Below are 21067 nucleotides of genomic sequence, written 5' to 3'. Positions count from 1 at the left end.
AATTAAAATAGGGTGGTCTGTCCTTCCCCGTCATCTTTTTCATTCTTATTATCCTTGGGGTCTTTCCTATCATCCCCATTCTCCATATCTTCAGAGGACATATCCTCTTCATCCACAACTTCAATATCCTCAGGTTGCCCCGGTTCAGTTTCTTCGTAAGGAAGTGGATCCAAAAGATTTATATTTTTCACCTTTTCGGAAGTCAATTGGTTCCCCATGGCCTTTATTCCCTTAACCGCTATAAAATCTTCCAATTCAACTACTAAACTTTCCTTGGGGTCTTTTCCTCTAGGTTTTGGGAATTCAACTTCAACGACAGGAAGCCAATCCGTTGAAACTATTTCCAAATATGATTTTGGATGTTCAGAAATGAATGTTTCTTCTTTGTTTTCGTTCTCTATCATAAATCGCTTTACGTAGAAACGCTCCTTTTCACCTTCCCAATAAACAGCGGAGATGGGTTTTTGGGGATTATATTTCTCAAGAACTATCATGTCATCATCAAAATGGGTAGTTAGAACAGGCAATATCGTTTTAACGATTCCCTTTTGGGTAATAATCAACAAAAGATCATCCCCCTTGAATTCACCGATGAGTTCTCCCCTACCGTCCACATTGAGCCTTCGCACAACATCATCGAACCAAATTTTTCTGGGTTTCAAGGTGGAAACACCTTTTTCCTTTAACTCTATTCTTTTTACGGTGTATTTGGTGACAATATTTCCTTTGGCCCCCCTACCCTTTATGAGAACATCTGCAAAATCAATATCCCATTTTAATTTTTTAATGCTACCGGCCTGTCTAAGGTTTACCGTTACAACCTCCGCCTCACCATTTGGATTGGCCGAGAAGTATAGTACTTGGGAGTTAGGCTTACCAGCTGTCAAGTCATATGATTTGTCCCTGGTCACGGAAGTCACATTAAACCTTTTTATATAGGAAGGTCCTCCTTTTCCATCCTTGTAGACCAGATTATAAATAGTGCGTTTATCCTTCTTCTTAAAAACGGCTACATGTATGATATTTTTTCCTATAAAGGTCTTGGCATCTACCCTGGTTACCTGCATTTTGCCATCCTGGGTGAAAACTATGATATCGTCTATGTCACTACAATCGGTAACATATTCATCCCTTTTAAGGGACGTTCCCACGAAACCTTCCTCCCTATTTACGTACAACTTGGTATTTCTTATAACAACTTTGGTAGCTTCTATATCGTCAAATATGCGTATTTCCGACTTTCTTTCCCTACCCTTCCCGTAGGTTTCCTTTAAGTTCTTGAAATAATCTATTGCAAATTCGACCAAGTGTTCCAAATGGTGTTTTACCTGGGCTATTTTTTCCTCAAGGGATTCCAAATGTTGCTGTGCCTTGTCCAAATCGAACTTTGATATTCGCTTGATTCTAATTTCGGTCAGTCGGACAATATCCTCTTCCGTGACAGCCCTTCTTAAATGTTTGGTATAAGGTTTTAGTCCCTTGTCAATAGCGGCTATGACCCCCTCCCAAGTTTCCTCTTCCTCGATATCCCGATAAATCCTATTTTCTATAAATATTCTCTCGAGGGATGCGAAATGCCATTGTTCCTCCAATTCGGAGAGTTGTATTTCCAGCTCCTGTTTCAGCAGTTCCACAGTGGCATCGGTTGAACGCTGTAACATTTCAGTTACCCCAATAAAAAGAGGTTTATTGTCCTCGATGATACATCCCAAAGGGGAAATGGAAGATTCACACGCTGTAAATGCATATAGGGCATCTATGGTTTTGTCTGGAGAAATACCCGATGGAAGATGGATTAAGATTTCCACTTCCGCAGCGGTATTATCCTCTATCTTTTTTATTTTGATTTTCCCCTTGTCATTGGCCTTAAGAATGGAGTCAATCAATGAGGAAGTATTGGTCCCATAGGGTATTTCATTGATGACCAAGGTCGTTTTATCCATTTGGGATATCTTGGCCCGTACCCTAACTTTTCCACCCCTTAAACCATCGTTATAATTGCTAATGTCTATAATACCGGCCGTAGGAAAATCTGGAAAAAGTTTAAAACGTTGTCCTTTCAAATGTTTAATGGACGCATCTATCAACTCATTGAAATTATGGGGCAAAATCTTGGTAGACAGTCCAACAGCAATACCTTCCGCCCCTTGTGCCAGTAAAAGAGGAAATTTTACTGGTAGATTAACCGGCTCCTTTTTTCTACCGTCATAACTTTGCTGCCATTCGGTAATCTTTGGACTATAAACGACCTCCAAGGCAAATTTGGATAATCTGGCCTCTATGTATCGGGAGGCAGCGGCACTGTCACCCGTTAATATATTCCCCCAGTTACCTTGCGTATCAATTAATAGGTCTTTTTGACCTATTTGAACCATGGCGTCCGCAATACTGGCATCTCCATGCGGATGGTACTGCATAGTATGTCCAACCACATTGGCCACCTTATTATAACGGCCATCGTCCAATTCCTTAAGGGAATGCATGATTCGTCGTTGAACAGGTTTAAAACCGTCCTCAATGGCTGGAACGGCCCGTTCCAAAATCACGTAGGAGGCATAGTCCAAAAACCAATCCTTGTACATACCGGTCACCTTGGTAAGGGCGTCCGTTGTATCGTCTTTGGCTGGTGGTTGGCCGTTGGATGGATTATCGTCCGTACCGTCGTTCAATTCTTCATTTTCTTCCATTCAGAAGCAATCGTATTTACTGGTTACTTTTGATTTTCCTCTACAAGGTCAATCTCTACTTTAAGGTTTTCTATAATAAATTCTTGTCTGTCTGGGGTATTTTTGCCCATATAAAAATTCAATAATTCCTCAATGGACATGGCCTTGTCCAACATTACCGGTTCCAACCGTATATCATCGCCTATAAAATGTTGGAATTCATCCGGTGAAATTTCCCCCAATCCCTTGAACCTCGTAATTTCTGGTTTACCGGATAATTTTCTGATAGCCATCTGTCGTTCTTCATCGCTATAGCAATAAATGGTTTCCTTTTTATTACGCACCCTGAACAAAGGGGTTTGTAAAATATACAGGTGGTTTTCTTTGATTAGTTCAGGAAAAAACTGCAGAAAAAAGGTGATGAGCAATAATCTGATATGCATTCCATCGACATCGGCATCTGTAGCGATTACTATATTATTATATCGTAGGTCTTCCATGGACTCCTCGATGTTCAAGGCAGCCTGCAACAAATTGAACTCCTCGTTTTCATACACGATTTTTTTGGACATTCCATAGGAATTCAACGGTTTCCCCCGAAGACTAAAAACCGCTTGCGTATTTACGTCCCTTGATTTGGTGATGGATCCGGAAGCCGAGTCACCCTCTGTAATAAACAGTGTACTTTCCAACCTTCTATCATTTTTCATATCGCCCAAATGTACCCTGCAATCCCTCAATTTCTTATTGTGTAAACTGGCTTTCTTTGCTCGGTCCCTTGCAAGCTTCCGTATACCCGAGAGTTCTTTACGCTCCTTCTCAGCCATAATGATTTTTCGCTGCAACTTATCGGCCGTTTCCGGATTCTTATGAAGGTAGTTGTCCAAATACTTCCCAACAAAATCATTTATATAGGTTCTTACAGTGGGAAAATCGCCACCCATATCCGTGGAACCTAACTTTGTTTTGGTCTGACTTTCAAACACAGGTTCCATCACCTTAATGGAAATAGCGGAGATAATTGATTTTCTGATATCCGATGCATCGTAATTTTTACCGTAAAAATCGCGAATGGTCTTAACTACGGCTTCCCTAAAAGCCGCTTGATGCGTTCCTCCTTGGGTAGTATGCTGCCCGTTTACGAATGAATGGTATTCCTCGCTGTACTGGGTCTTACTATGTGTAATGGCAACCTCTATATCCTCTCCTTTCAAATGGATTACCGGATAGAGCATATCGTCCATATTGTTGTTGTCCTCCAGTAAATCCTTCAGACCATTTTCCGAATGGAATTTTTCTCCATTAAAAACAATGGTGAGTCCGGGGTTTAGATAGACATAATTCTTAAGCATGCGCTCCACATACTCGTTTCGGTACTTGAAATTTTTAAAAATACTTTCATCAGGCACAAAGGTAACCTTGGTTCCCTTTCTTTTGGTCGTATCTTCCGGTCCTTCTTCAGTATCAAGGTTTCCAAAACTGAACTGGGCCGTTTTTATCTGATTATCCCTAGAAGATTGTACCTCAAAAAAACTAGAAAGTGCGTTGACCGCTTTAGTACCTACCCCGTTAAGACCTACTGATTTTTTAAATGCACGGCTATCGTATTTACCGCCGGTGTTCATTTTGGAAACGACGTCCACCACCTTTCCCAAAGGGATACCCCGGCCATAATCCCGAACCTTTACAGTCTTATCCTTAATACTGATCTCGATGGTTTTTCCGGCTCCCATAACAAACTCATCGATACAGTTATCAATGACTTCCTTAAGAAGAATATAGATACCATCATCTGCAGAAGAACCATCGCCCAATTTACCTATATACATACCAGGGCGCAACCGGATATGTTCTTTCCAATCGAGCGAGCGTATATTATCTTCGGTATATTGAGATTCTTGGGACATTTAACTAAAATTTATGAAAGTGCTGCTAAAGATAGCACGACTCCTATAAAGATAAAACCCCTACTCCTTAAAGTAATTAACAATAGAAAACCCTCTATTGTTGATATTTATGAGATTAAACGTTAAACCTAAAGTGCATGACATCGCCATCCTTAACGATGTACTCCTTTCCTTCCACCCGCATTTTACCTGCTTCCTTCACCTTTGTTTCGCTGCCATATTTAACATAGTCGTCATAAGCGATTACTTCGGCACGGATGAACCCTTTCTCAAAATCGGTATGGATTACACCGGCCGCTTGTGGTGCTGTGGCGCCCACGGGTATGGTCCAGGCCCTAACCTCCTTGACCCCTGCCGTAAAGTAGGTTTCCAGATTAAGAAGTCGGTATGCGCCACGGATAAGTTTTGCCGAACCTGGCTCTTCCAAACCAAGGTCTTCCAAAAACATCTGTCTTTCGTCATAGGTCTCCAATTCCGTAATATCGGCCTCAGTACCCACAGCAAGAAAAATAACTTCGGCATTCTCATTAGAGACGGCCTCTTTCACTTTTTCAACATAGGCATTACCAGATACGGCAGATTCTTCATCCACATTACAAACATACATGACCGGTTTGTCCGTAATGAACTGGAGTGGTTTAACAAACTCTGCTCTATCTTCTTTTGAAATATCTATGGCCCTTACGGACACTGCGGATTCCAGTCCTGTTTTTAAAGCCATAAGTACGGCTTCTTCTTTCTGAGCATCCTTATTTCCGGTTTTTGCGGCCCGCTTGACCTTCTCCAATTTCTTGTCAACGGTTTCCAAATCCTTCAACTGAAGTTCCATGTCAATGGTTTCCTTATCCCTGATGGGGTCCACACTACCATCCACATGCACAATGTTATCATTGTCAAAGCATCGCAGTACGTGCAAAATGGCATCGGTCTCACGTATATTTCCCAAAAATTGGTTACCCAGACCTTCCCCTTTACTGGCTCCTTTGACCAAACCTGCAATATCCACTATTTCCACGGTAGCAGGTAGCACCCTTTCCGGTTTTACAAGCTCCTCAAGCTTTTGTAATCTTGCATCCGGTACGTTCACAACACCAATATTGGGTTCAATCGTACAAAAAGGAAAATTGGCACTCTGTGCCTTTGCATTGGATAAGCAATTAAATAGGGTCGATTTACCAACATTGGGCAATCCTACGATTCCTGCTTTCATTCTTAAATGGATTTAAAAGAAACCGAAAATACCGGTCTGTAAAATTTGGGTGCAAAGATACAATGTACTTTCACAACTAAATATATTTTGAACATTCTTTAGGGCGTTCAAATAAAAAAAGCCCCAAATGTAGTATTAGGGGCTTTCCTTTTGAATGATTTCTTCTTAATCTTCTGGATGCATAAACGCCTGTTTTGCCAAAAGTGTCTCTTCAGATTCCACATGGTCTTCATCTGGGACACAGCAATCTACCGGGCATACGGCGGCACATTGGGGCTCTTCATGAAAGCCCATGCATTCCGTACATTTATCCGGTGCTATATAATAGACTTCATCACTGATAGGTTCCTGTACTTCTTCTGCATTTACCGCTTTTCCACTGGGTAGTACCACATCGCCTTTGAGGGAAGTGCCATCCCCATATCTCCACTCATCCGCGCCTTCGTAAATTGCAGTATTTGGACATTCCGGTTCGCAAGCCCCACAATTTATACATTCGTCCGTTATTATTATTGCCATAATCTTGAATTTATAAATATTACTTTAAAAATGAAGTCCTGAAGTGCAACATTATTCAACTCGTTTTTCAATTCAGAAGCTTATTTTTGCACAAAAGTAAACCCTAGTAAACTTGTATACAAATATAATGGCACAACAACTTGAAACATTAAAAGCTTTTGTTAAACTCGGAGAATTTTTGGGTAACTATTGCGATTTTCCCAATGGGAATACCTCTTTTGAACCTGATGACAAAGTCTGGTTTCAAAAATTGGACCAGATAGTGCAGACTGCAAAACATCATAACGGTTGGTTTACCAAGGAGAATATCCTGTACTCTTTTAATCAGTGGTCTAGGGAACTTACACATGAAAACATCCAGGAATGGTTGAATAAATATGACTTGGAAAAAAAGAATGAAAAGACCGTGGCCATCATAATGGCAGGTAATATCCCTTTGGTGGGCTTTCATGATTTCATGGCGGTTCTTATAACGGGCAATAGGGCTCTTGTCAAATTGTCCAGCAATGATAAATTGTTGTTACCGTTTCTTGCGGAATATCTAAAGTCCATTGAATCTGACTTGGGCAACCAGATGGTTTTTACGGACGAAGTGCTGACCGGTTTTGATGCTGTAATTGCCACGGGAAGTAATAATACGGCACGATACTTTGAATACTATTTTGGCAATAAACCCAACATTATTAGAAAGAACCGGAATTCGGTCGCAGTGCTACAGGGAAACGAAACCAATCAGCAACTTCAATTATTGGGCGATGATATTTTTAAATATTATGGCCTTGGATGCAGAAGTGTATCCAAGGTATTTGTGCCAAGAGACTATAATTTTGACATTTTGTATTCTGAGATGTATGCCTTTAAGGACATTATCGATGAACATAAATATGCCAACAATTACGACTATAATAAAGCGGTATATTTAATGAGCGAGTTCAAATTTTTGGATAATGGATTTTTATTGCTTAAGGAGGACGAAAAGTATGCTTCTCCCATTGCATCGGTATTTTATGAGCATTACGATTCAACTGCTTCCCTGTTGGAAAAAATTGAAGCCGATTCAGATAAAATTCAATGTGTTGTAAGCTCTGGTTTTATGGAAAGGGAAATTGAATTCGGAAACTCCCAAAAACCTTCTCTTTGGGACTACGCGGACGGCGTGGATACTGTTGAATTCCTGTTAAAAACATCCTAGAATAAATAACTTCCAATCCTTATTAATCCATAGAAATTTCTGACCTTTAAACCCTCCTAATCAATTAAAAAAATGAAGAAACATAATTTTAGTGCAGGCCCCTGTATTTTACCCAAAGACGTTTTATTAAAGGCCTCTGAGGCCGTTATGGACTTGAATGGTTCCGGGCTTTCACTAATAGAGATTTCCCATCGTAGCAAGGACTTTGTCGCTATTATGGAGCGTGCACGCACCCTAGTTTTGGAACTATTGCAGCTTGAAGGGAAAGGATATCAAGTGCTATTTCTGCAGGGAGGTGCCAGTATGCAATTTTTGATGGTAGCCTATAATCTTTTAGAAACCAAAGCTGGATATTTGAATACTGGAACTTGGAGCGATAAGGCTATTAAAGAGGCAAAACTCTTTGGTGAAGTGGTTGAAGTGGGTTCGTCCAAGGACGAGAATTTCAATTATATCCCAAAAGGATATGCCGTACCTTCAGGTTTAGACTTTTTGCACCTAACCTCCAACAATACCATTTACGGAACTCAGTTCAAAAAATTCCCTACAACTGATGCGCCATTGGTATGTGATATGAGTTCCGATATTTTCTCAAGGGTCCTAGACTTTTCCAAGTTTGATCTCATCTATGCCGGTGCCCAAAAAAATATGGGTCCCGCAGGTACCACACTAGTTGTAATCAAAGAAGAAATATTGGGCAAGGTTTCTAGAAAAATTCCTTCCATGCTGGATTATCAGGTGCACATAAACAAAGAGAGTATGTTCAATACCCCTCCGGTTTTTGCTGTCTATACATCCATGTTGACATTGGAGTGGCTAAAGAATCTGGGAGGCATTGCTGCGATTGAGGAATTGAACGAAAAAAAGGCACAGTTACTTTATTCCGAAATTGATTTGAACCCGGTGTTTGAGGGCTATGCCAATAAAAATGACCGATCCATCATGAATGCAACATTCAATCTGGCCGAGGAAGGTCTTAAGGAAACTTTTGATACCATGTTGAAGGAAGCCGGAATCAATGGTCTAAACGGTCATCGTTCCGTAGGTGGGTATAGGGCAAGTATGTACAACGCCTTGTCACTTGAGAGCGTTGGGGTATTGGTCGATGTCATGAGCGAAATGGAAAGGAAAGCATAAAAGAATGAAGATATTGGCAAATGATGGAATATCCGAAAAGGGTATTTCTCTTCTTGAAAAAAATGGATTTCAGGTTTTAACCACCACGGTTGCCCAGGAACAACTTGGTAATTTTATAAACCAGAATGACGTATCCGGACTATTGGTGCGTAGTGCCACCAAAGTCAACAAACAACTCATTGACGCCTGCCCGGGACTTAAACTCATAGGTAGGGGTGGTGTTGGTATGGACAACATTGATGTACAGTATGCCAAAAAGAAAGGTATCCACGTAATCAATACTCCTGCCGCCTCTTCCCTATCCGTAGCCGAATTGGTATTTGCCCATCTCTATGGGGGTGTTAGATTTTTATACGATGCCAATAGAAATATGCCTTTGGAAGGTGATAGTAGATTTAAACAGCTAAAGAAATCCTATGGCAAGGGGAAGGAATTGGCCGGTAAAACTCTGGGAATAATTGGCTTTGGTAGAATTGGTCAAGCTACTGCAAAATTAGCCCTAGGTGCCGGAATGAAGGTTTTGTTTTTCGACCCACTTTTAGAAGAGGTTTCGCTAACCTTATCTTTTTTTGACGGGCAATCCGTCACCTTCAATCTAACGAAAACGGACAAGGATATTTTGTTAAAGGAATCAGACTTTATAACCGTTCACGTACCTGCACAAAAAAACTATATCATAGGAAAAAAAGAGTTCGAAATGATGAAGAACGGTGTGGGTATTATCAATGCAGCGCGTGGAGGGGTCATAGATGAAGTAGCTTTGGTAGAGGCCCTGGAAAACGACAAAGTTTCCTTTGCCGGAATGGATGTTTACGAATCAGAACCAAATCCGGAAATCAGAATATTGATGCACCCTAAAATTTCTTTGACCCCGCATATTGGTGGGGCAACAAACGAGGCTCAGGATAGAATTGGCGTTGAACTTGCAGAGCAAATAATCTCACATTTAAAATAGTGCTCTATTGCTCATATTTTGAACTCTTTTCGTAAATTCGGGAAGAACATTAAATTAACTATAAAAATGGCAGGATTATTAGATTTATTGAATAGCCCGATAGGGAAACAAGTGATTAGCGGTGTTGCCGGACAGACCAATCAACCGGAAAGCAAAACTGCTGATGTATTAAGCATGGCTATGCCCTTACTTTTGGGAGCAATGAAGAAAAATGTAAAATCAGGTGGTGCGGACGGCTTGATGAGTGCTTTGAACAACAAGCATGACGGTAGTATTTTGGACAATCTGGGCGGCCTTTTCCAAGGTGGAGTAGATGATTCGGTCATGAATGACGGAGCAGGAATATTGGGACATGTATTTGGTGGAAAACAACCACAAGTAGAAAATGCCCTAAGTCAGAAATCAGGATTGGATGCCGGTGCGGTAAGCCAAATTCTTAAAATAGCTGCGCCCATTGTAATGGGCTATTTGGGAAGGGAAACTTCTCAAAACAAGGTAAACGATTCAAACGGCATGAACGCCCTTTTAGGAAGTATGCTTGGGGGACAGCCACAACAAAACCAAAGTTTGATTACCACTTTACTGGATGCAGACGGTGACGGAAGTATTCTCGATGATGTTGCAGGTATGGTTATAGGAAGTAATAAAAAGAAAGGTGGACTTGGTGGACTTTTAGGAGGCCTATTCGGAAAATAAAATAAGATTTAACCTAATTTAACTAAAGCCGTTTGAAATTTCAAACGGCTTTTTTGTATTTTAAGTTTATGGAAAAGAACATGTTAGTGTTATTGAAAAAAATTGGTGTTGTCGTGAGTTTATTCCTCATAGTCATTTCATTGAGCTATTGTGGAAGCACCAAGGAAACCTTATCTATTTCCGAACAGGAAAAGGAAACCTTTAACCAAGTAGAAGGAGATACCATACGTATAGCCAATGAAGAGACCGAGTATGAAATAATCATCATAGAACCCGGCTTCTATACTTGGTTGAATTCCATTGCAAGACCAGAGGGGTATTATTCACAATCCTTTATGGAAAACAGAAATTGGATAATGGTTACCGAATGGAACCAAAGAGTGCTTCAACCACAACGATATAGTCCCTTGCTCTATGAACTGCAAATCAATTATCAAAGAAATATAGATTATGGTTATGAAGTAAATTACAAACTATACAACTACTTCATTTATTTTCAACGCAAATACAACCAACGATTGGGCCCTTTCTTACCTAGGATTTAGATAGTATCTTTGCAACTGATTTTGTCTACATGCAAAGATTAAAAGAACGTTGGGGAGTACAGAATAATTTTCAGTTAGTGGTCATATTTTTCGTTTTTGCCATTACCGGGTCCTCTTCTGTCTATGTGGCAAAACCTTTTCTAAATCTTATTGGCCTACAAAAAGAATATTTTCCTGATGCTTGGTGGGGTTCACTAATCTACTGGACCCTTAGGATTTTGTTGATTTTCCCTTTCTACCAAATTCTCTTGGTTGCCTATGGTTGGCTTTTCGGTCAATTTAAATTCTTTTGGAATTTCGAGAAGAAAATGTTGAAGAGAGTTGGTCTCGGATTTTTCTTCAACAATTAATAGTTAAGTTTTATTTAACAAATAATGCTAATGCATTTGTTAGTTTTGCATCTATGAAAAGAAAGATATTCACATATCTCTCAGCTTTTATTCTATTTACCTTAATGCTTTTTAAGGTAAGTTCTTTTCATATCTATTCCCATCAAGATAACTCTGCGGATAAAATTGAAAATTGCATTACCTGCTATTTTTCATTTCAAGACCAAACAACAAGTTTTCAAATAGCTACCATAGTTGTTGTAGCCCTATTACTTTTAGCGGTACCATATAAAAAACTTAATTTGGAGACAACAACAAGTTTGTCCTCCATTCTTATCCCCTATAATTCATTCGGAAGACCTCCACCCTATTTACGCTAATTTTTGTTTTAAAAATCGGTATACTCAGTTTATCGATATTCTTTAGCGTAAAAATCATTCCATGAAGTATTGTTTAATACTGTTTTTTCTATTTACAGGCTTTAACCTATTTGCCCAAGATTGTAATTCAATTTTGATTGGGAGTGTTATTGATTTTCATGACAATACCCCGCTTAGTGGTGCCACGATATCTATTACAGGTTTGGACAAAACGACAATTTCCAAAGAAGATGGGAAATTTAGTTTTAGAAATTTATGTGATGGAGTCATTGAATTGGAGGTGTCGCATCCGGTATGTACAACCAAGTTTGTAGTGGTTACCATTAACGGAGATACATTTGAAAAGATTCTTTTAGAACATCATTTAGAGGAACTGGAAGAGGTAAAGGTTGTTAGCAATATTCCAAAGAACACCAACTCCGGACAGGAGGAATCCCTATCCCAAAAAGAATTAGAGCGAAGTAGTGGCGGTAGTTTGGGAGATGCCCTTAAAAAGATTGCTGGGGTATCCACTTTGAATACTGGTGGGAATATCGTTAAGCCTGTAATACAAGGGCTGAACGGTAGTAGAATTTTGATTCTCAATAACAACGTACGCATGCAAGACATGGAATGGGGGGATGAGCATGCACCCAATGTAGACATCAATGCAAACCAAAAAATAAGCGTCATAAAAGGTGCTGCCGCCTTGGAGTATGGAGGCGACGCCATAGGGGGAGTTATCGTTATGGAACCCTCTCCAATTATTAGAAAAGATACTCTTTTTGGGAAAACACAGCTAAATCTTTTTTCTAATGGACGTGGAGGTAATATTACCAGTTCACTAACCAAATCCTATGATTCAGGACTTTACATAACTGGACAAGGATCTTTTAAGCGTTTAGGTGATTTGGAAGCGCCAGATTATGTTTTATCCAATACGGGTATACGTGAAATGGGAGTTTCCTTAAATGTTGGAAAAAGAGACTTTATTCAAGGTTGGGAAGCGTATTACTCCTATTTCGATACTGAAATTGGAATCCTTAGAGCCTCGCACATTGGCAACGTAGATGATTTGATTCAATCCATAAACAGTGAACAGCCGAATGTCATCAATGATTTTACCTATACCATTAACAGGCCCAATCAGGAGGTTTCCCATCATCTTGGAAAGCTGAATTATTATCGAAGAATAGAAGGGTTTGGAAAGTGGGAGATTCAATATGATTTTCAGCAAAACCGAAGATTTGAATATGATATCCGTGTTGGTGATGACGCAGAAAAAGCATCTTTGGATTTGCAGCTGACTACGCATTCCGTTTTGACGAACCTAAAATTCGACGCCAAACAAGGATTTGATTTAAAAGTGGGATTGTTGGGCAGGTACCAAAACAATTTTGCAAATCCGGCCACAGGGGTAAGAAGGTTGATCCCTGATTACGATAAATATGATTTGGGAGCATATGGTGTGGCCGAGTATCGTTTAAATGATGCTTGGACCTTAGATGCTGGCTTACGCTATGACTTCAATAGAATAGACGCTAAAAAGTTCTATCTGGTCTCCAGATGGGAAGAGCGTGGTTACGACCAGGATTTTAATGATGTTGTTATAGAGGACCTAGGAACGCAACTTCTTACGAATCCTACATTCGATTTTCACAATTTTTCCGGTACGACGGGTGTAAATTATGAAATTGATAATGAGAATTTGTTGCGAGTAAACTTTGCGTACTCGCAAAGAGCCCCTAATCCTTCCGAACTATTTAGCGATGGACTTCACCATTCCGCAGCCCGAATTGAATTGGGTGATTTGCGTATCAATAGTGAAAAATCGTCCAAAGTATCCGTTTCCCTCGAGAAAAATTCTCTGGATTGGGGATATTCCTTCGCACCTTTTGTGAATAGCATAAACGATTTTATCCTACTGGAACCCACAGGTGTCGAATTTACTATAAGGGGTGCATTTCCTGTATGGTCCTATAGGCAAACCAATGCCACATTAATTGGTGTGGACGCCTCCATTTATAAAAATTGGAATACAATTATTCGTTCGGAACATAAATTTTCGTGGGTTCGTGGTACTGATGTCGATACAGACACCCCGTTAATTAATATTCCTGCGGCAAACTTGAACAATAGTATCGAATTTAAAATTCCTACGTGGAATAATTTTTTGGTAGGTTTAGAGAGTCAATATGTTTTTGAACAAAAAAGATTTCCTCCAAACATTACCGTATTCTCTCCAGAGCAGCAACAAGATATTCTTTTGGATATTAATACGCCACCTGGAGCATATCATTTACTTGCCCTGAATACAGAAGCTTCATTTTCCTTAAAAAACAAAAATGATTTCACTGTAGGTTTAAGCGTATCCAATCTTTTAAATACTTCTTACAGGGATTATTTGAACAGGTTGAGATATTTTGTTGACGATATGGGGAGAAATATTAACCTAAGACTTATATATAATTATTAATTAAAAAATTTCAATTACAAATGAATACAATTCTAGAAACTTTAAAAACAAAGAGTATAATCGGATTTTTAACATTGTGTGTAACTGCCATTAGTTTTACATCTTGTTCTAATGACGATGACAATCCCGATCCAGTTAACGAAGAGGAAATCATTACCACCATGAACGTAACTTTAAGTGCTACCGGAGGTACCATTACATTACAATCCCAGGATTTGGATGGTGAGGGACCCAATGCGCCGGTTATTTCAGTTTCCGGTAACTTAAGTGCGAATACTACCTATAATGGTAGTATTCAACTATTAAATGAAACCGAAACGCCCGCTGAGGATATAACCGAAGAGGTTGAAGAAGAGGATGAAGAGCATCAATTCTTTTTTACTGCTTCAGGTGCTTTGAGCGGTGTTGAATATGATGATGAGGATGGCAATGGCAATCCTGTAGGAATAAATTTTACATTGACCACAGGTGATGCAGGAAATGGCACGTTACAGGCCTAGTGACCTCATAGCTGCATAAAACGACAACTTAGCTCACAGGTACTGAAAACACTGGCACTTCTTATACAATGGTTACATCTCAAAAGTTGGCCAAAAGTCCAATTGGATTAACCAAACTACTATTCTGCAAATGCTTAAGAACATTCGTTTGTTTCGGGATTACACTACCATTTCATAGCTTTTGAATATAACTTGTGCCCAAACTGTTTTATGGACTATCTTTACGGAAATCAACCGATTATGTTTCTTTCCAAATTCCTAAAAGGCTCAATGTTTTAAGTATTCACTTAAAACATTGAAATCGTGAAATATACGAAACGATTTGAAAGGGCTTTTGGACTTACCCCTGAAGGACATATTGATTTTCCAAAGAAAATATCCAATGTTCGTTTATCAAGGATTGACAACTATCTTAAGATGGGTGGCTGTTGTTACTGTTTTCCCCACGGGATTGAAACGACCAACTCGAAGTATTCAAAACGTACCAGGAACTGGAAAAAACATAGGAGAAACCAATACAAGGGATAAATGGTGGTATCCATTTTTTGACGGCACCGCATATTATAATACCGGACTTTCTACTTGAAAAACCTCAAATAGCTTTCTGGACTTTGCAGGAACGACCTTGTAATAGTGTAATGTTCTGTCTCCTCCAAAGATACTTTGTTCATTCCTTTGTCGGTCACCTCATATATATTGGCTCCGGGATATGCCATAAGCATAGGTGAATGTGTAGCTATAATGAATTGGGACATATGGGATTTAAGATGTTCTTGGATAAAATAAAGCAAGGACAACTGTTTGGATGGTGACAAAGCGGCCTCCGGTTCATCCAATAGAAATATCCCGTTTCCATTTATAGTATCGTCCATTATCTTCAGGTAGGCCTCCCCATGAGAAAAACCTTGTAGATCCTGACCATAGTTCAATCGCATTCGATAAATCTGATAGTTTTGGTTGTCCTTCATTTCTTGGATGATATGGTCTGGAACTTCTCCATAAATATCCTTGAAGGATTCATGGAGCCTGGCATCCTCTCTGTCGATACTGTTCAAGAGGTCACCAAAGTCCTCTGCCCTGAAGAAAAATCCTCTGGGTTTTTCAATTTTCCAATCTAAATGCAGATATGGCGTCAACGAACGGGCTGCCTTGAAACAATTTTTACCATACCCAAATCCATCCATATGTGGTAATTGTAAACGAAGTGCCAATGTTTCGAGCAATGTGGACTTTCCGGTACCGTTATCACCTATAATAAAGGTAACAGGTGCGGATACATCAACGTCCTTTGCAAACTTTATTGCACTGACATCATAGGGAAACGGATGGGTTCTTTCTGTAGTTATGCTAAGTGATGTGAGGTAAGACATAGCCTTGTCTGAGATTAACTACTTGATTTTGACGAAAGTTCTTTTTCTACTCTATAAAAAGAGGTCTTACCGATTTTTGCCCGTTTGCAGGCCAAATCAATCGATACTCCTTGATTCCCGTACAGATGCTTGGCATAATGGTACTTTTCGATTGTTTCAATCTTCGACCCTTTGGGCCTGCCCAACAACTTGTTCCGCTTTCTTGCATTATCAAGCCCCACCTTTGTGCGTTCACTGATAAGGTTGCGTTCGAATTCCGCAACTGCCGCAAAAATCTGTAATAAAAATTTACCGTTGGCCGATGTGGTGTCGAATTCCGGTTCGCTCAAGCTTTTGAAATGTACCCCTGCCTCATTGAACCTATCAATAAGTTCAACCATATTTTTCAGCGAACGGAAAACCCTGTCGTTTTTATAGGTAAGGATAGTGTCCCCCTTTCGCATATATCTCAGCATTTCGTTCAATCCTTTTCTGTCGTCCCGGGTACCGCTTGCTATATCCTTATAAATTTTCTCACAACCAGCATTTTTTAACAGATCGATCTGTGCTTCAAGCTTTTGCTCGGGTGTCGATACCCTGGCATATCCTACTACCATTTTTAGTTCCGTAAAAGGTTATATAACGAAACTACTAAAAAGAACGATAAATGGAACTAGGATAAGATATTTTTTTAGGGCATTTCGGTTGTACCGAAAAACGGCCGATTAATAGGACCATAATTATGATTTATAACGGCCTAGGATTTTCACTTTAAAGAGCTAAATAATGAAATGTATATTTTGTAACAACGTAGAGCGAATTGAAAAGCGTATCAGAAACAATTTTGACAAGAAATTTCACTACATTGTTCTTTTGTAAATCGAATGATGAGCTTTCCTTTACTTGCCGGTATTGCAGCTTCAATATTACATGTGGTTTCAGGACCAGACCATTTGGCTGCGGTTACCCCTTTGGCGATTGAAACGAGACGAAAAGTCTGGAAAATAGGTTTGTTCTGGGGTTTTGGACATCTGACCGGAATGCTTTTGATAGGGTTGCTTTTTCTCCTATTTCGGCAATACATTCCAATAGAGAAAATATCGGAACATAGTGAACAGCTAGTTGGCGCCGTTTTAATTGTCGTGGGACTCTGGGCATTATACAGTATTTTCGGCAAAAGAAAAAACCACAAACATCCGCATGTGCACAATGCGGAAGAGCCCTATATTCATATACACGAACATGAGCATGACAAAAACATGCTAAACCATGGTCACGCTCATAGCAAAAAGGTTAAGCAAAATCAATGGACTTCTTTTGGGATTGGGGTTTTACATGGACTCGCAGGAATAGCACATTTTGTTTTACTCCTTCCGGTATTGGGATTTGAAAATAAATTTGATAGTATTCAATACATCATTGGCTTCGGATTAGGAACACTATTGGTTATGACGATTTATACATTCTTACTTGGACAATTAGCGAGGTACTCCAAAAAACAAAACAGTAAATCTCTTTTTAAAATGGTGCGCTTATCGGGAGGAGTTTTCGCAATTGCTATAGGTGTTTACTGGCTGTATCTTAGTCTTTAGAGCTTTAAATCCGTTATCACTACCCGATGATTTCCAGTATCGGCAATGATTAGTTTATTTTCTTTTGTAGTTATTGAAAAAGGCCAATACAAGGAGCTTGAAGTTCCCATCAAGGTTTCTTTATTTTCGCTTCCTGTTTTAAAATCTCGTTTCCCAATGACCGCTGTTGCTTCGGGATTGTTTTTCGTTGGGATTTTATCAAACCATAATACTCTACTATTCCCAGTATCATTTACTAGTATCCCGTCTTTATAGAAACAAGCATCATATATCCAGTTTAACGATTTTGAAGAGGGAAACAAGCCAAACTGATTTTGTCCACAAGCATCAAAATCGGCTTGTCCAATAATACTATCCGCTGGTTTTGAAAATGCTTTGTCAGCATCATTCCAAACTAATGAACGGTAGAATTGAGTGTCGGCTACGACCATTTGTCTTTTGGCATTTACCTTAACGGAATAGGGCCAAATGGGTTCATGATTTTCATAATCCCTGTTCGTGAAATCCGGTTTTCCTATGACTTCATCCGCCGGAGCAAAATTGGTCATTGGAATCCCGTCATAGAACAATATCCTCCGATTCCCTGTATCTGCTATCCAAAGGCTTTCTCCATCTGAGAAAACTCCGTACGGCCAGTTTAAGGTTTGTGCAGAAGGGTCGTTTCCAATACCCGAAACGTTGGGTTGATTTGATTCAAAATCGGGCTGCCCCAACACTACATCCGCTGGCTGCCCATTTTGAGTGGGTAACGAATGCCAAATAAGCACGCGATGGTTCCAAGCATCTGCAACGATAACGATAGTGCCATTGCTCCATATTCCCGATGGATAATGTAATGTACTTGCAGTTGCAATTCCACCCGCATTACGACCCGTTTCTGTGGCATCGACCTGACCCAAAACAATATCGGGTTCTTGATATTCTGTCTTGGGAATTTCATTCCAGATAAAAATGCGATTACGCCCCGTATCGGAAACAAAGAGTTTATTCTCCATAGTAAAAACTCCTCTTGGAGCCAAGAATGGCATTTCCTCGGAACCTTTAAAAACATAAGAATCGGTAACATGTTTGCCTAGCGTTTCAAAATTCATATTAACAAATTCTAGGCAATTGTTCTCCGGGAAGCATACTTATAACCCTCTTACCTCCTATTGCACTTTCCATAATGACTTGTTTGGGATGTTCCGCAACGACGCTTCCTATAATACGAGCATTTTGACCATTCTCATCTTCTTGCAAAGCAGTCAAAACGGCATCTGCTACAGACTCAGATACGAAAGCAATAAAGAGTCCTTCGTTTGCTACGTATAAAGGGTCCAAGCCTAATAATTCGCAGGCACTTGCCACCTGTTCATCCATAGGAAAATCTCTTTGAAACAAGTCGATACCTATTTCAGAAGATTGTGCAATTTCTTTCAATACTGTTGCAACACCACCCCGTGTCGGGTCAGTCAATAAATGAATACTTTCTCCAAACAGCTCAATCAATCGTAGTATGGTATGATTTAGATTGGTGGTATCACTCTTGATTTCAGAGCCGAATTCTAAACCTTCACGAACCGACATGATAGCCATTCCGTGAGATGCAACATTTCCACTAATAATTATTTTGTCTCCTACGGATATATTTTTTACGCGGATATTTGCTTTGGGATGAATAGGTCCGACACCTGAAGTGTTCACGAAAATTTTGTCGCCCTTACCCTTTTCAACCACTTTAGTATCGCCAGTAACGATTTGCACGCCTGCTTTTTCACAAGCGAATTTGATGGCTACCAGAATATCCCAAAATTCTTTTACTGGAAGTCCTTCCTCAATGATAAAACTTAACGAGAGATATTTGGGCGTAGCCCCGCACATTGCCAGATCATTGACCGTTCCGTTTACGGCCAACTCTCCAATATTTCCCCCGGGGAAAAATATGGGAGACACTAAAAAGCTATCTGTAGAAAAAGCCGTTTTGCCATGCAACTCTAAAAATGCACCATCATGGCGTTCGTCGAGGATATCGTTTTTCAGCAGATCAAAAACACCACTATCTAAAAGTCTGTTGGTTAGTACTCCGCCACTTCCATGCCCTAAAGTGATGACATCAAAGTCAAGTTTAGGCATGGGGCATTGCAGCTGCACGCGTATTTTGTTGTTCTCCGGCATTTGGTTTCGATTAAGCTTCAACTAGTCCGGAAAAGTGATAATAGGCAGCACAAGCCCCTTCACTACTGACCATGGGCGCACCAAGTGGATTTGTAGGTTTACACGCTTTACCAAATTGAGAGCACTCAAAAGGCTTTTTGATTCCCTTCATAACCTGACCTGAAATACAGTCTGGGTTTTCAGGTGCCTCTTCAATCGTGACACTAAATTTTTTTGTAGCATCAAACGCTGCATATTTCTCACGAACGGCATAGCCGCTATCAGGAATTTCCCCAATACCCCGCCACATCTGATGTCTAACTTCAAAAACTTCATCAATGACTTTTTGAGCATCACGATTACCTTCCTCCCGAACGATTCTAGCGTATTGATTTTCAACTTCAGACTTACTTTGCTCTAATTGACGGATAACCATCAAAATACCTTGCAGCACATCTAAAGGTTCAAAACCCGTAACCACGATCGGCACTTTATATTTGGCCGATATTGGATGATACTCCGTATTGCCCATTATGGTACATACATGACCAGCAGCCAAAAAGCCATCTATTTTACTTTCCTCATCATCGATTACCGCTTTTATTGCTGGTGGCACCAAGACATGCGATGCCAAAATAGAATAGTTTTTTACGCCTCTACGATGCGCGTGCACTACCGACAAGGCATTTGCCGGAGCCGTTGTTTCAAAGCCAACGGCAAAGAAAACAACTTCTTTATCCGGATTGTCTTCGGCAATTTTTACAGCCTCTAAGGGAGAATATAAAATCCGTACATCGGCTCCTTCTGCTTTTGCTTCAAGCAAACTTTTTTGAGAACCAGGCACTCTCAGCATATCTCCAAAGGAGCAAAGAATCACTCCTTTGTCTGAGGCGAGATACACCGCTTTATCGATTAAATTCAAAGGAGTCACACAAACGGGGCACCCGGGTCCATGAATCATAGTAACCGAATCCGGTAACATTTCAATGATACCATTTTTCACAAGGCTATGTGTTTGCCCACCACAAACTTCCATAATCGACCAAGGTCTAGAAACGGTGTTCTTTATTTCTTCCAAATATTTTTTTGCGAGTTCAGGGTCGCGGTATTCAGACATGTATTTCATCTGTAGATTTTTATTTTTATTAATTGGTCAGATGTAATTCGCTCAATTTGCAAATTGAATGTAATGTTTGTAATGGATCATTTCACGGCAAACGGTTTTAATTAGTTTTTGGCAAATATTCATCTACATCGGTAAGGTCTCCCAGTTCCCCAATCTCTTCCAGATACTTAAACGTTTTTTGCGCTTCTTCTTCATCTACTTTGCTGATGGCAACACCAACGTGTACCAATACATAATCGTCAATATCGGCATCAGGCAGCATTTCTAAACTGGCCTCTTTGGTTATACCGCCAAATAACACTTTAGCCATGCGCACCTTGCCATCATACTGCATTTCAATACTCTTGATTTTACCTGGAATCGCTAAACACATAAT

20 protein-coding genes are annotated in these 21067 nt (G+C 39.9%); 10 read left to right on the top strand and 10 right to left on the bottom strand.

All coding sequences use genetic code 11. From position 1 onward, the window contains the following. Positions 1–2: 2 nt before the first annotated feature. From CJ263_RS18855 to CJ263_RS18840, 4 genes are all read right to left on the bottom strand, one after another. On the bottom strand, positions 3–2687 hold the full coding sequence (locus tag CJ263_RS18855) for a DNA gyrase/topoisomerase IV subunit A (RefSeq protein ID WP_094998684.1): 2685 nt from the start codon (positions 2685–2687) through the stop codon (positions 3–5). A gap of 23 nt (positions 2688–2710) precedes the next feature. Next, positions 2711–4573, bottom strand: a complete 1863-nt coding sequence (locus tag CJ263_RS18850; protein WP_094998683.1) for a DNA topoisomerase IV subunit B — start codon at positions 4571–4573, stop codon at positions 2711–2713. A gap of 115 nt (positions 4574–4688) precedes the next feature. Further along, positions 4689–5783 carry a redox-regulated ATPase YchF gene (ychF, locus tag CJ263_RS18845; protein WP_094998682.1) on the bottom strand — a complete coding sequence of 365 codons (1095 nt, stop codon included), beginning with the start codon at positions 5781–5783 and terminating at the stop codon, positions 4689–4691. Between the two features lie 165 nt (positions 5784–5948). Next, positions 5949–6302: a 4Fe-4S dicluster domain-containing protein gene (locus CJ263_RS18840; RefSeq protein ID WP_094998681.1), complete on the bottom strand. Its 354-nt coding sequence runs from the start codon at positions 6300–6302 to the stop codon at positions 5949–5951. Between the two features lie 127 nt (positions 6303–6429). Between CJ263_RS18840 and CJ263_RS18835 the strand changes: the two genes are divergently transcribed. The 9 genes from CJ263_RS18835 (at position 6430) to CJ263_RS18790 (ending at position 15019) form a co-directional block, all read left to right on the top strand. Beyond that, positions 6430–7494 carry an acyl-CoA reductase gene (locus CJ263_RS18835; protein WP_094999318.1) on the top strand — a complete coding sequence of 355 codons (1065 nt, stop codon included), beginning with the start codon at positions 6430–6432 and terminating at the stop codon, positions 7492–7494. A 72-nt stretch (positions 7495–7566) separates the two neighbouring features. After that, positions 7567–8631, top strand: a complete 1065-nt coding sequence (serC, locus tag CJ263_RS18830) for a 3-phosphoserine/phosphohydroxythreonine transaminase (protein WP_094998680.1) — start codon at positions 7567–7569, stop codon at positions 8629–8631. Between the two features lie 4 nt (positions 8632–8635). Then, entirely contained in the window at positions 8636–9586 is a 951-nt protein-coding gene (locus CJ263_RS18825) for a D-2-hydroxyacid dehydrogenase (RefSeq protein ID WP_094998679.1), read from the top strand. A gap of 66 nt (positions 9587–9652) precedes the next feature. After that, the gene (locus tag CJ263_RS18820) at positions 9653–10282 is read left to right on the top strand and encodes a DUF937 domain-containing protein (RefSeq protein ID WP_094998678.1); all 630 of its coding nucleotides are present in this window, start codon (positions 9653–9655) and stop codon (positions 10280–10282) included. Between the two features lie 80 nt (positions 10283–10362). Beyond that, complete coding sequence (locus CJ263_RS18815) at positions 10363–10827, top strand: DUF6146 family protein (RefSeq protein ID WP_094999317.1); 465 nt, start codon at positions 10363–10365, stop codon at positions 10825–10827. Between the two features lie 29 nt (positions 10828–10856). Next, positions 10857–11177, top strand: a complete 321-nt coding sequence (locus tag CJ263_RS18810) for a DUF6787 family protein (protein ID WP_094998677.1) — start codon at positions 10857–10859, stop codon at positions 11175–11177. A gap of 420 nt (positions 11178–11597) precedes the next feature. Continuing rightward, entirely contained in the window at positions 11598–13991 is a 2394-nt protein-coding gene (locus CJ263_RS18800) for a TonB-dependent receptor (RefSeq protein ID WP_094998675.1), read from the top strand. Between the two features lie 20 nt (positions 13992–14011). After that, positions 14012–14491: a type 1 periplasmic binding fold superfamily protein gene (locus CJ263_RS18795; protein ID WP_094998674.1), complete on the top strand. Its 480-nt coding sequence runs from the start codon at positions 14012–14014 to the stop codon at positions 14489–14491. Positions 14492–14794: 303 nt separating this feature from the next. Next, positions 14795–15019 carry a phosphate ABC transporter substrate-binding protein gene (locus CJ263_RS18790; RefSeq protein WP_094998673.1) on the top strand — a complete coding sequence of 75 codons (225 nt, stop codon included), beginning with the start codon at positions 14795–14797 and terminating at the stop codon, positions 15017–15019. A gap of 50 nt (positions 15020–15069) precedes the next feature. On the opposite strand, the gene CJ263_RS18785 is transcribed toward CJ263_RS18790, so the two are convergent. Both CJ263_RS18785 and CJ263_RS18780 read right to left on the bottom strand, forming a co-directional pair. Further along, positions 15070–15861, bottom strand: a complete 792-nt coding sequence (locus CJ263_RS18785) for an AAA family ATPase (RefSeq protein WP_094998672.1) — start codon at positions 15859–15861, stop codon at positions 15070–15072. Positions 15862–15875: 14 nt separating this feature from the next. Further along, on the bottom strand, positions 15876–16457 hold the full coding sequence (locus CJ263_RS18780) for a recombinase family protein (RefSeq protein WP_094998671.1): 582 nt from the start codon (positions 16455–16457) through the stop codon (positions 15876–15878). 267 nt (positions 16458–16724) lie between these two features. Here CJ263_RS18780 and CJ263_RS18775 point away from each other — a divergent pair, with 267 nt between their 5' ends. Continuing rightward, entirely contained in the window at positions 16725–17432 is a 708-nt protein-coding gene (locus CJ263_RS18775; RefSeq protein ID WP_094998670.1) for an urease accessory protein UreH domain-containing protein, read from the top strand. On the opposite strand, the gene CJ263_RS18770 is transcribed toward CJ263_RS18775, so the two are convergent. The 4 genes from CJ263_RS18770 to CJ263_RS18755 form a co-directional block, all read right to left on the bottom strand. Further along, positions 17429–18523, bottom strand: a complete 1095-nt coding sequence (locus tag CJ263_RS18770) for an NHL repeat-containing protein (RefSeq protein WP_036382160.1) — start codon at positions 18521–18523, stop codon at positions 17429–17431. The genes CJ263_RS18775 and CJ263_RS18770 overlap by 4 nt on opposite strands. 1 nt (position 18524) lies before the next feature. After that, on the bottom strand, positions 18525–19586 hold the full coding sequence (gene hypE / locus CJ263_RS18765) for a hydrogenase expression/formation protein HypE (RefSeq protein WP_229702477.1): 1062 nt from the start codon (positions 19584–19586) through the stop codon (positions 18525–18527). Between the two features lie 10 nt (positions 19587–19596). Beyond that, positions 19597–20691: a hydrogenase formation protein HypD gene (hypD, locus tag CJ263_RS18760; protein ID WP_036382157.1), complete on the bottom strand. Its 1095-nt coding sequence runs from the start codon at positions 20689–20691 to the stop codon at positions 19597–19599. 97 nt (positions 20692–20788) lie between these two features. Then, positions 20789–21064, bottom strand: a complete 276-nt coding sequence (locus CJ263_RS18755; RefSeq protein ID WP_036382153.1) for a HypC/HybG/HupF family hydrogenase formation chaperone — start codon at positions 21062–21064, stop codon at positions 20789–20791. Positions 21065–21067: the final 3 nt, after the last annotated feature.

Source organism: Maribacter cobaltidurans, from assembly GCF_002269385.1.
Classification (GTDB): domain Bacteria; phylum Bacteroidota; class Bacteroidia; order Flavobacteriales; family Flavobacteriaceae; genus Maribacter; species Maribacter cobaltidurans.
This window is presented reverse-complemented; position numbering and strand designations above follow the sequence as displayed.

Excerpts from the sequence above, each read along its gene's own strand:
- ychF (WP_094998682.1), bottom strand. The coding sequence starts at position 5,783 with ATGAAAGCAGGAATCGTAGGATTGCCCAATGTTGGTAAATCGACCCTA.
- hypE (WP_229702477.1), bottom strand. The coding sequence starts at position 19,586 with ATGCCGGAGAACAACAAAATACGCGTGCAGCTGCAATGCCCCATGCCT.
- CJ263_RS18810 (WP_094998677.1), top strand. The coding sequence starts at position 10,857 with ATGCAAAGATTAAAAGAACGTTGGGGAGTACAGAATAATTTTCAGTTA.
- CJ263_RS18785 (WP_094998672.1), bottom strand. The coding sequence starts at position 15,861 with ATGTCTTACCTCACATCACTTAGCATAACTACAGAAAGAACCCATCCG.
- CJ263_RS18800 (WP_094998675.1), top strand. The coding sequence starts at position 11,598 with ATGAAGTATTGTTTAATACTGTTTTTTCTATTTACAGGCTTTAACCTA.
- CJ263_RS18770 (WP_036382160.1), bottom strand. The coding sequence starts at position 18,523 with ATGAATTTTGAAACGCTAGGCAAACATGTTACCGATTCTTATGTTTTT.
- serC (WP_094998680.1), top strand. The coding sequence starts at position 7,567 with ATGAAGAAACATAATTTTAGTGCAGGCCCCTGTATTTTACCCAAAGAC.
- CJ263_RS18840 (WP_094998681.1), bottom strand. The coding sequence starts at position 6,302 with ATGGCAATAATAATAACGGACGAATGTATAAATTGTGGGGCTTGCGAA.
- CJ263_RS18825 (WP_094998679.1), top strand. The coding sequence starts at position 8,636 with ATGAAGATATTGGCAAATGATGGAATATCCGAAAAGGGTATTTCTCTT.
- CJ263_RS18815 (WP_094999317.1), top strand. The coding sequence starts at position 10,363 with ATGTTAGTGTTATTGAAAAAAATTGGTGTTGTCGTGAGTTTATTCCTC.
- CJ263_RS18755 (WP_036382153.1), bottom strand. The coding sequence starts at position 21,064 with ATGTGTTTAGCGATTCCAGGTAAAATCAAGAGTATTGAAATGCAGTAT.
- CJ263_RS18780 (WP_094998671.1), bottom strand. The coding sequence starts at position 16,457 with ATGGTAGTAGGATATGCCAGGGTATCGACACCCGAGCAAAAGCTTGAA.
- CJ263_RS18855 (WP_094998684.1), bottom strand. The coding sequence starts at position 2,687 with ATGGAAGAAAATGAAGAATTGAACGACGGTACGGACGATAATCCATCC.
- CJ263_RS18795 (WP_094998674.1), top strand. The coding sequence starts at position 14,012 with ATGAATACAATTCTAGAAACTTTAAAAACAAAGAGTATAATCGGATTT.
- CJ263_RS18835 (WP_094999318.1), top strand. The coding sequence starts at position 6,430 with ATGGCACAACAACTTGAAACATTAAAAGCTTTTGTTAAACTCGGAGAA.
- CJ263_RS18820 (WP_094998678.1), top strand. The coding sequence starts at position 9,653 with ATGGCAGGATTATTAGATTTATTGAATAGCCCGATAGGGAAACAAGTG.
- CJ263_RS18850 (WP_094998683.1), bottom strand. The coding sequence starts at position 4,573 with ATGTCCCAAGAATCTCAATATACCGAAGATAATATACGCTCGCTCGAT.
- CJ263_RS18775 (WP_094998670.1), top strand. The coding sequence starts at position 16,725 with ATGATGAGCTTTCCTTTACTTGCCGGTATTGCAGCTTCAATATTACAT.
- hypD (WP_036382157.1), bottom strand. The coding sequence starts at position 20,691 with ATGAAATACATGTCTGAATACCGCGACCCTGAACTCGCAAAAAAATAT.